The 8,939-nt window shown below is 45.8% G+C and carries 6 protein-coding genes and 2 pseudogenes; 1 reads left to right on the top strand and 7 read right to left on the bottom strand.

Annotation, left to right across the window (positions count from 1 at the left end):
• From ACOI7D_RS27335 to ACOI7D_RS27320, 4 genes are all read right to left on the bottom strand, one after another.
• Positions 1-182: hypothetical protein (locus ACOI7D_RS27335; RefSeq protein WP_420668003.1), on the bottom strand; the 182-nt coding region annotated here is incomplete at its 3' end.
• The gene (locus ACOI7D_RS27330) at positions 179-1,183 is read right to left on the bottom strand and encodes a hypothetical protein (protein WP_019706030.1); all 1,005 of its coding nucleotides are present in this window, start codon (positions 1,181-1,183) and stop codon (positions 179-181) included. The genes ACOI7D_RS27335 and ACOI7D_RS27330, both read right to left, overlap by 4 nt.
• Before the next feature lie 391 nt (positions 1,184-1,574).
• Complete coding sequence (locus tag ACOI7D_RS27325; RefSeq protein ID WP_019706029.1) at positions 1,575-3,671, bottom strand: P-loop ATPase, Sll1717 family; 2,097 nt, start codon at positions 3,669-3,671, stop codon at positions 1,575-1,577.
• 15 nt (positions 3,672-3,686) lie between these two features.
• Positions 3,687-4,238 (bottom strand): recombinase family protein, encoded by a 552-nt coding sequence (locus tag ACOI7D_RS27320; protein WP_019706028.1) that lies wholly within the window; start codon positions 4,236-4,238, stop codon positions 3,687-3,689.
• Between the two features lie 163 nt (positions 4,239-4,401).
• On the opposite strand from ACOI7D_RS27320, the pseudogene ACOI7D_RS27315 reads away from it, so the two are divergent.
• Positions 4,402-7,411, top strand: a pseudogene (locus tag ACOI7D_RS27315) (Tn3 family transposase).
• A 33-nt stretch (positions 7,412-7,444) separates the two neighbouring features.
• On the opposite strand, the pseudogene ACOI7D_RS27310 reads toward ACOI7D_RS27315, so the two are convergent.
• The 3 genes and pseudogenes from ACOI7D_RS27310 to ACOI7D_RS27300 all read right to left on the bottom strand — a co-directional run.
• A pseudogene (locus ACOI7D_RS27310) lies at positions 7,445-7,933 on the bottom strand (substrate-binding domain-containing protein); the annotation flags it as partial.
• A gap of 562 nt (positions 7,934-8,495) precedes the next feature.
• Positions 8,496-8,696, bottom strand: a complete 201-nt coding sequence (locus ACOI7D_RS27305) for a hypothetical protein (protein WP_022631502.1) — start codon at positions 8,694-8,696, stop codon at positions 8,496-8,498.
• A 50-nt stretch (positions 8,697-8,746) separates the two neighbouring features.
• The coding region (locus tag ACOI7D_RS27300; protein ID WP_204786921.1) for a hypothetical protein at positions 8,747-8,939 on the bottom strand (193 nt) is incomplete at its 5' end.

The raw sequence follows: 8,939 nt of genomic DNA, 5'->3' as shown, positions 1-8,939 counted from the left end.
CGGTATAGATTATTCTCCGCGCAGTTGGCGGCGTTTTGGTCAATGTGTGCACTCTGGAAGCCAGGAACGGGATACACCACATCGGTATTCATCCGCGTGCTGTAACAGATAGCGCACCGCGCCGCGCTTTTGTCCATTATCTTAGCCTGAACTTTGTCAGGAATTGCTTTTCTGTTGGTCATTTAGTGTCAGAGCCCTGAAGAATGTTTCGGATATGATTTTCGATTTTCACGCAGACTGCCTCTGACAGCATGTCGCGGGAGACAGGGTTGACCTGAGCAGATTTCTCCGACCAGTAATGGATCCTTGTTTCACCCTGAACAAAAAGAAGACCGCATACTCCCATCGCTCCTCCTGCCGGTGCCATTGCAACAGCTGTAATGGAGTCCATCTTCTGAAAATAATCCGCCGGTGCTGGGATGTATGTGTTAAAACCGCTATTAATATCAACACCAGGAGTCCATCCAGGAATTCGAGGGCAGCAAATCGCTTCTTTCAGGTGAGGAGTTAATAGGCGGAGCAGATCGGGACGCAGGTGGATAATGACTTCAACATTTCCCGGAAAGCTGACATCTTTCGTGAAGACGGTACAGAACTCCCCATCAAAGCGCTGTTCTTCAGTTACTACAGGCGGAAGCCGGCGGAGCACCCCAACCTTTTCACACAGGCTTATCACCACTTTATCGAGCTCGTTAAAATTGGCTGCGAGCTTGCTTAACGCATCATCAGAAAGCACCAGAGCATCGCGGCTTCCGCCACCCAGCGCAATATCACACTCTGCGATCTGCGCCTGAACCTGAGCCAGGGGCAACAGCAGCCGGTCAACTGTGAAGGGCAACGCCGGGGCACTGTGCAGCCAGCACAGCCCATCGGCAAACGCCAGGCGGGAACGGGTAAATAACTGATAAAGTGAAGCCATCTCCCCGGTGCCAGCCTGGCGCTCCGCATGGCCGCGGATAAGCAGCAGTGCATCGCGGATATTCATCAAATCAGAACAGCACTTTGCCACAACATCGCCGGCAGTGTGCGGCCGAGGGGCTGGCAAAAAGGGTGACTGCTCATGCTGATCAATATAACGGTACAGATCTGTCATATTCTGGGTGACCGTTATATTCCTGCGCTGAAGTACTGCATCGACCCGGGCTTTCAGCTCGTCATCGATGCGGGCATTGACCATAGCCATACATAAGCTCCTTAACCGGTTGGAGATGTAAAGCTTATCTGCTTTACATGAGATTGTAAATCTCTTTTGCTTTACTTTTAATGTAAAGATTGCCGTCTTACATTTTTGCATAATATTCAATAATTGAAATAATTATTGTCCATCTATCAACAGTGTCCTTTCTCGTTGCCTCAGATCCGAAAACCGGTATTTCCGGATCTTCGTTCCTGCCCCCGGCGCACAGCGGCCCCGCAACACAAGATGTAGCGGTGTTTCCAGCTGACAGTGACGCTATATGTGGGGTTTGAGGTCCAATGGAACGAAAACGTACGCTAAGGATATATATTATTGATTTATAATAAAATATGAGAAAATTCCTTTTCAGGAACCCTCTCATATGATGTAACTGATGCTATTTTCTTCGTTTCTTTTGAGTACTTTTAATAGCCATATATGATGTTTCATATAGAGTTAAAAGTTTCCCCATCTGACTATCTATAGCGTCATGCTTCTCAGGATTTCTTAATTTTTGCAACAATTTAGATATATATTTCGCAGGTAATTTTATTATTAATGAATTATGAGATTGATACATTTCTTTTGTCCAATCCAAATCTCTCCCTGATTTCAATGCCTCACTTTCTTCTCTATTAATAATAAATCCTAATTTTCCATACGGACCTGTTAAATATGATTGTAATTGTCTGTACTCAGATGGGCCTAATTCTTCAAAATTTTTCGCATCAAAAACAACTTGTCTTGTTTTATAGTCTTCTAATACACGCTTCCAAAAATCTGATTTTCCACCATTGGTACCTATAATATCTCGTCTCTGAACCGCGTTACCGTTTGGATGCGGTTTTATATCTGTCAGGTGGGATGCAAATACAATTCTTAGTGCGTCTAAGCACCATTGCTCAAATTCATTAGCCCCTTCATTTCCTGTCGGTATTTGATCCAGATGAGTGGTTATTTGACCTATTGTTTTATTTCTAATGGCTGAATTATCGGAAACAACATTGATATCATATTCGTCATTTATTTCCTCAGCTTCCTCTGGAGCAAGAGCGTTGCGATTTAAATTCAAACCAAGCCAATAACATGGATGAATTAATAGTTTTTCACTGCTTTCAAAACCTTTATCTGGGGTTCGTCCATCATGGCAAAATGAATAAGATGAAGTGTTTTTATCACGTATACCCACAAATCCTACGCTATACAAACTTTGGAGGATTCCACTAGCTTTTAGTAATTGTATTTCAGAGATTATTTTGGGGTCTTCATTTTCTTCTATTGATTCGAAAGATGCTTCTATTTTTTTTAAGCAAGTGTAGACTGTTAATTCAGGTTCAATACTACGGAATGCGCTAGTTATAACTTGTATTGAAGGAAAGATCTTCTGGTACTCCTTCCAAAGGTCTTCAAGCCTGGCCATGGAAATTGACTTGGCTGCATATTCTAGATCAGTGTTAATAATGGTTTCTCGACTCTCTCTAAATGCGGAGAAAAAAGCTTCATTTAACAATGACAGTAAATCTCTGGGGCGGTAAAGGGTAAATTGCAAGCATCGTTTAAAACCACTCCTTCCTTTGAGGTCATCGGCTGTACACCTATCCCAAACCCGTTGATCTTTCTCAATATCTAGATTAAATGCCACTTTCATTCTTTTAGCCGATAGCATTAAGAGTTGTGCCCAATCCCAATGCAGCCTTATGACTTGCCCCTCTATATTTCTTGAGTAGTCAGGATCTTCCTTTGATAGCGATCTAAATATATTATCTCTTAAGAAAATGATTGGGCGAATGCATTTTGCTTTTTGATTTAATTCAATTGAGGCATATGCCAGACCAGCTATGATTCCGATTCCTATATTATCCGGTTCATATGCTTCATCTAGCTTATCCATCAATATGACAATTTTCCTGTCTGAGCGCTCAAGAAGTGAAACTATATTGCCTTCGATTTCTGAAATATTCAAATTAAATTGAAGGTCACCAATTGATTCTTCAGGATTGTTTTCATCTAAATATTCTTTTGCTACAATCCTACACTTTCTTAAAATATCACCTTGTGCAGCATTCCATTTCTTTAAATGCTCATTCAACAATGTTTCTGTCGAAATTTGAGATGATAATTTATAATGAGAAGATATATATGATGCTATCTCCATTAACATAGCATATCGCCATAATAACCTTGTGGCTGCCCTGGCTAAATTGAATGAGCCTGTAAATGGCTTCAACATTGATCTAAAGCCAATTATTTGAGTGTCGTCTGGTGAAAAACTTAGGATTAATATTTTTTTATCTTTCTTCCAATGCTCATTTAGCTGAATGAATAAAGCACTTTTACCAGTCCCTCGTCTGCCTACAACAATAGTTCGGTCATCTGTTTCAATTAAAGTTCTAAAGTCAGCAGTTTCGATGAAAGCACTGCTCAACATTTTCTTATCATTTTCTGCTGTTGTATCGCCAAACGGATTAGACTTTGAAGTAATATTAAATTCCATATTCAACCTTTTATATTAGTTGCTTTCATTTATTACTTTATATACTGTTGAACGAGCAATATTCATTGTTTTTGATATGTGTGAGGCTCCTAAACCTTGTTTCCACATATTTAATATCGCACCTCTGTTTATTTTTCTTTTTCTACCGAACACAACTCCCTTTGCCATTGCTTCTTGGCGACCTTCATTTGTTCGTTCTAATATTCTTTGACGTTCGGCTTGAGCTACAGCAGATAGAATAGTGACCACCATTTTTCCCATGTCACCATCAGTACTGATTCCGTCATCGATAAACCGGACAGCTACGCCCTGAGCGTCGAATGCTTTAATTAACTGGATCATATCGGCAGTGTCACGGCCAAGACGGTCGAGCTTCTTCACCAGAATGGCGTCACCATCCTCCACCTTCATGCGCAGCAGATCAAGCCCCGGACGATCAACTGAACTGCCGGATGCCTTATCAGTAAAGATACGATTTGCTTTCACACCTGCTTCTTTGAGCGCCCTGATCTGAATATCGAGCGACTGCTGACTAGTTGATACCCGTGCGTAACCAAAAAGGCGCATAAAAATGTATCCTAAATCAAATATCGGACAACAGGTGTCTGTTATAACAAAAAATCTATTTAATAGACACATAAACAACACCATTTTAGTATGTCCGATAATTTATAATATTTCGGACGGTTGCGAAATTGTTAATTTATGACCATCAGGCAGGGAGGCCGATATGCCCGTCGATTTTCTGACCACGGAGCAGGAACTGAATTATGGTCGCTATGTTGCAGAACCCAATGACGTGCAGCTGGCGCGCTATTTTCATCTTGATGAGCGGGATCTTGCCTTCATTAACCAGCGACTGGGAAGGCATAACCGGCTGGGAATTGCGCTTCAGCTCACCACCGCCCGTTTTCTGGGCTCTTTTCTGACAGATTTAACCCGGGTTCTGCCGGGTGTTCAGCATTTTGTCGCGGTACAGCTTAACATCCGCCGTCCGGAAGTCCTTTCCCGCTACGCAGAACGGGATACTACCCTCAGAGAGCATACTGCGCTGATTAAGGAATATTACGGTTACCATGAATTTGGCGATTTCCCCTGGTCTTTCCGCCTGAAGCGCCTGCTGTATACCCGCGCATGGCTCAGTAATGAGCGACCCGGCCTGATGTTTGATTTTGCCACCGCGTGGCTGCTTCAGAATAAGGTCCTGCTGCCCGGAGCAACCACACTTGTGCGTCTCGTCAGTGAAGTACGCGAACGGGCAAATCAGCGACTGTGGAAGAAACTGGCCGCGTTGCCGGACAGCTGGCAGACCGCCCGCGTGACGGAGCTGCTGGACATTCCTGAGGGGCAGCGTATTTCACCGCTGGAGCAACTGAAAAAGGGACCTGTCACCGTCAGCGGCCCGGCATTTACCGAAGCGCTGGAGCGGTATATCCGGCTGCGAAACCTGGAGTTTTCCCGACTGAATTTTACCGGTCTGCCTGCTATACAACTGCGTAATCTGGCCCGTTACGCAGGCATGCCGTCGGTAAAATATATCGCTTGAATGCCACAGCAGAGAAAACTGGCCGTACTCACCGCATTCGTTAAAGCACAGGAGACTGCGGCGCTGGATGAAGCCGTTGATGTGCTCGATATGCTGATACTGGATATCACTCGTGCGGCGAAGAAAACGGGGCAGAAAAAGCGACTCAGGACGCTTAAAGATCTTGACCGTGCTGCGCTACTACTGGCGCGGGCATGTTCATTGTTGCTGGATGAGCAGGCTGACGATGCTGAACTGAGGGAGACAATATTCAACAGCATACCGAAAAGCAGGCTGGCAGAATCCGTCAGTAAGGTAAATGAGCTGGCCCGGCCTCAGAACAACAATTTCCATGACGAAATGGTGGAGCAGTACGGGCGGGTAAAGCGTTTTCTTCCGGCGGTATTGCGCGACCTGCATTTCCAGGCGGCGCCAGCCGGAGAACATACGCTGTCCGCTATTCATTATCTCACCGAACTGAACGGCTCGAAACAGCGCATCCTGGACGATGCGCCTGAACATATTATTACCGGCCCCTGGAAACGTCTGGTATACGATGCGGAGGGCCGGATACAGCGTGCCGGTTACTCTCTTTGTCTGCTGGAGCGCCTTCAGGATGCACTACGTCGACGGGACATCTGGCTCGAAAACAGCGATCGCTGGGGAAATCCCCGCGAGAAGCTGTTGCAGGGGGAAGAATGGCAGGCTCAGCGGGTCCCCGTTTGCCGGGCGCTGGGACATCCCACTGATGGACATAAAGGCGTGCAACAGCTGGCGGTCCAGCTGGATGAAACCTGGAAAGCCGTCGCATCCCGCTTTGAAGGAAATGCGGAGGTTCATATTTGCTATGACGGTAAACATCCTTCCCTGACTATCAGCAGCCTGGAGAAACTGGAGGAGCCACCATCGTTGCATCGTCTCAACAGTCGGGTAAGGCAGCTACTCCCGCCAGTAGATTTGACGGAACTGTTGCTTGAAATAGATGCCAGAACGGGATTTACACGTGAGTTTACGCATGTCAGTGAATCCGGGGCCCGGGCGCAGGATCTGCACATCAGCCTGTGGGCGGTCCTGATGGCAGAGGCCTGCAATATCGGACTGGAACCGCTGATAAAGCACAACATACCGGCGCTGACGCGCCACCGGCTCAGTTGGGTGAAACAGAATTACCTCCGGGCGGAAACGCTGGTCAGCGCCAATGCCCGTCTGGTTGATTTTCAGTCCACACTGGAGCTTGCTGGCCGCTGGGGTGGTGGCGAAGTGGCCTCAGCTGACGGCATGCGCTTTGTCACGCCGGTGAAAAACGTCAATTCAGGGCCTAACAGAAAATATTTTGGTTCCGGACGTGGTATCACCTGGTACAACTTCGTCTCTGATCAGTACTCTGGATTCCACGGCATTGTTGTCCCCGGCACATTACGAGATTCCATTTTTGTGCTGGAAGGCCTTCTGGAGCAGCAGACAGGGCTGAATCCGGTTGAGATCATGACGGACACAGCCGGTACCAGCGACATTATTTTTGGCCTCTTCTGGCTGCTGGGATACCAGTTTTCCCCCCGGCTTGCCGATGCCGGTGAAGCGGTATTCTGGCGGGTGGATAAATCGGCAAATTACGGTGCACTGGACGAACTGGCACGTGGTTGTGCCGATCTGTCGAAAGCCGAGGATCAGTGGGATGAGATGATGCGAACCGCCGGTTCGCTGAAACTGGGCACCATTCATGCTTCAGAACTCATTCGCTCTTTGCTGAAAAGCTCGCGTCCATCAGGACTGGCACAGGCGATCATGGAAGTGGGGCGCGTCAACAAGACGCTGTACCTTCTAAATTATATTGATGATGAAGATTATCGTCGGCGGATCCTGACGCAGTTAAACCGGGGAGAAGGCCGCCATGCTGTGGCGAGGGCGATCTGCTACGGGCAGCGCGGTGAGATCAGAAAGCGCTATCGTGAAGGTCAGGAAGATCAACTGGGTGCTCTGGGCCTGGCCACTAACGCAGTGGTGCTGTGGAACACACTTTATATGCAGGAAGCCCTGAGCTGGATGCGCAGTAATGGAGAGGAAACCGGTGGTGAAGATATCGCCAGGTTATCCCCACTGATGCACGGACATATCAATATGCTGGGGCATTATACGTTCACGCTACCGGAGGATATTTTGAAGGGGGGAACTGAGAGCATTAAATTTCAATTTAAACAATGAATTACCTTCTTAGCGTACGTTTTCGTTCCATTGGCCCTCAAACCCCTGGTACAGTCAGTGAACCAACGTAAATCACATATCCACCTTTTCCACCCATATCTTTTGCAAGTTCATCTATATTGGCCTGAGCATATTTTTCGCTATCAATAGTTTCCACATCCCATTGAGCTATCTGCTTATCAGGGGACTCATGAGACAACACAACAATACCTTTATCCCGGGCTTTTTTTAATACAGGCTCCAGAACCGTTGCATCATTTGGTACAACGATAATTGCATTAACATTTTTAGCAATAAGGTCCTCAATGACTTTAACTTGTTGAGCCGGATCCGGGGTTGCTGGCCCTGTCTGATAGGCATTAACATTGAGTTTATCGGCAGCTTCCTTTACGCCAACCCCCATCCGGTTAAACCATGGGATACCATTGACTTTTGCAACCAAGGCAATTTCATATTTCTCTGCTGCGAATACTGAACCGGAAAAAATATATGCTGAAGACATAGCTACGCTAAGCAATGCAATTTTAAGTTTCATATTTTTGCCTTTCTGAACTGTAGGGGGTGGATGTCATGGAAAGATTACCGGTAAAGGGAATAGCTCAGGAAGTCAGGATTACGTAATTGTGAGTTATGCACATTAATGTTAAAATTCATGATTTTTTATGTTGATTTTGTGTTAAATCATGAGGGATTGATGGGGGAAGACAAAATAAAATGTTAATTAATGGTGGTTTTAAATCATATTATTTAACCATTTGATAACATTTCAGGGGTTTTAGGTGATGCCCGAATACAGCGAATTTAAGTCATAAAATTAATTTTTTATTTCGCATGTCTCATTAGTAATTTTTATCACCATAGATAAGTCTGCTGACCGGGGAACCAGCATGCGGAAAAAAGATATGTGATTTGCAGGGGTATACACCGATACGTGCATCAGCGACTGACAACGTCTCTTACTGGTAATGAGGAGCAGGGTGGAAAAATACTTTTTCTGCAAAGTCGTGAACCCCATCTGGGGGTGTTATCTGCCTTCACAGAGATGTTGCCGGAACACAATAATGAACAGGCCGGATTATGCTATCCGGCCTGTTGTGTCAACTTGGTGATTTTTCGACAAATAGATTGAGATGGTAGCGGTAGCTGTCGAGGAACCGGGATTTACATGCATCATTCATACTGCCGGTGACCTGTTCAACGTCCACTTTCCGCCCTTGTGAGTTCATCTGGGCCAGACTTAATGCAATAAAATCAAAATCTTTTGGATGAAACTTTTCTACGTGGTGTATTGCCTGCATATTCCTCCCTTTTAATCGCCATGAAGAGTAAGGTTTATGCTCTGCTATTTTCAGTATGGCCCAGCCTCTCGATATTCTCCTGCAGAGTCGCGAAAACTGTGAGGCCAGCCGCAGATTTTGTACTTTAGGGCGTTTCCTGCCGCCGCAATCCGCCTGTCAGGCCGTCTGGTGGAGGTAAATGCTGCCATGAAGTTGCAACCCAGAATGATTGAGCTGTCATCAGGCGTATGTTTTATTTTTTTA

The organism is Klebsiella sp. C360 (genome assembly GCF_048822415.1).
In the GTDB taxonomy this organism is placed as follows: Bacteria; Pseudomonadota; Gammaproteobacteria; order Enterobacterales; family Enterobacteriaceae; genus Klebsiella; species Klebsiella quasipneumoniae.
Note: the sequence above shows the minus strand (reverse complement) of the source record. Positions and strands in the feature narration are given on the sequence as shown.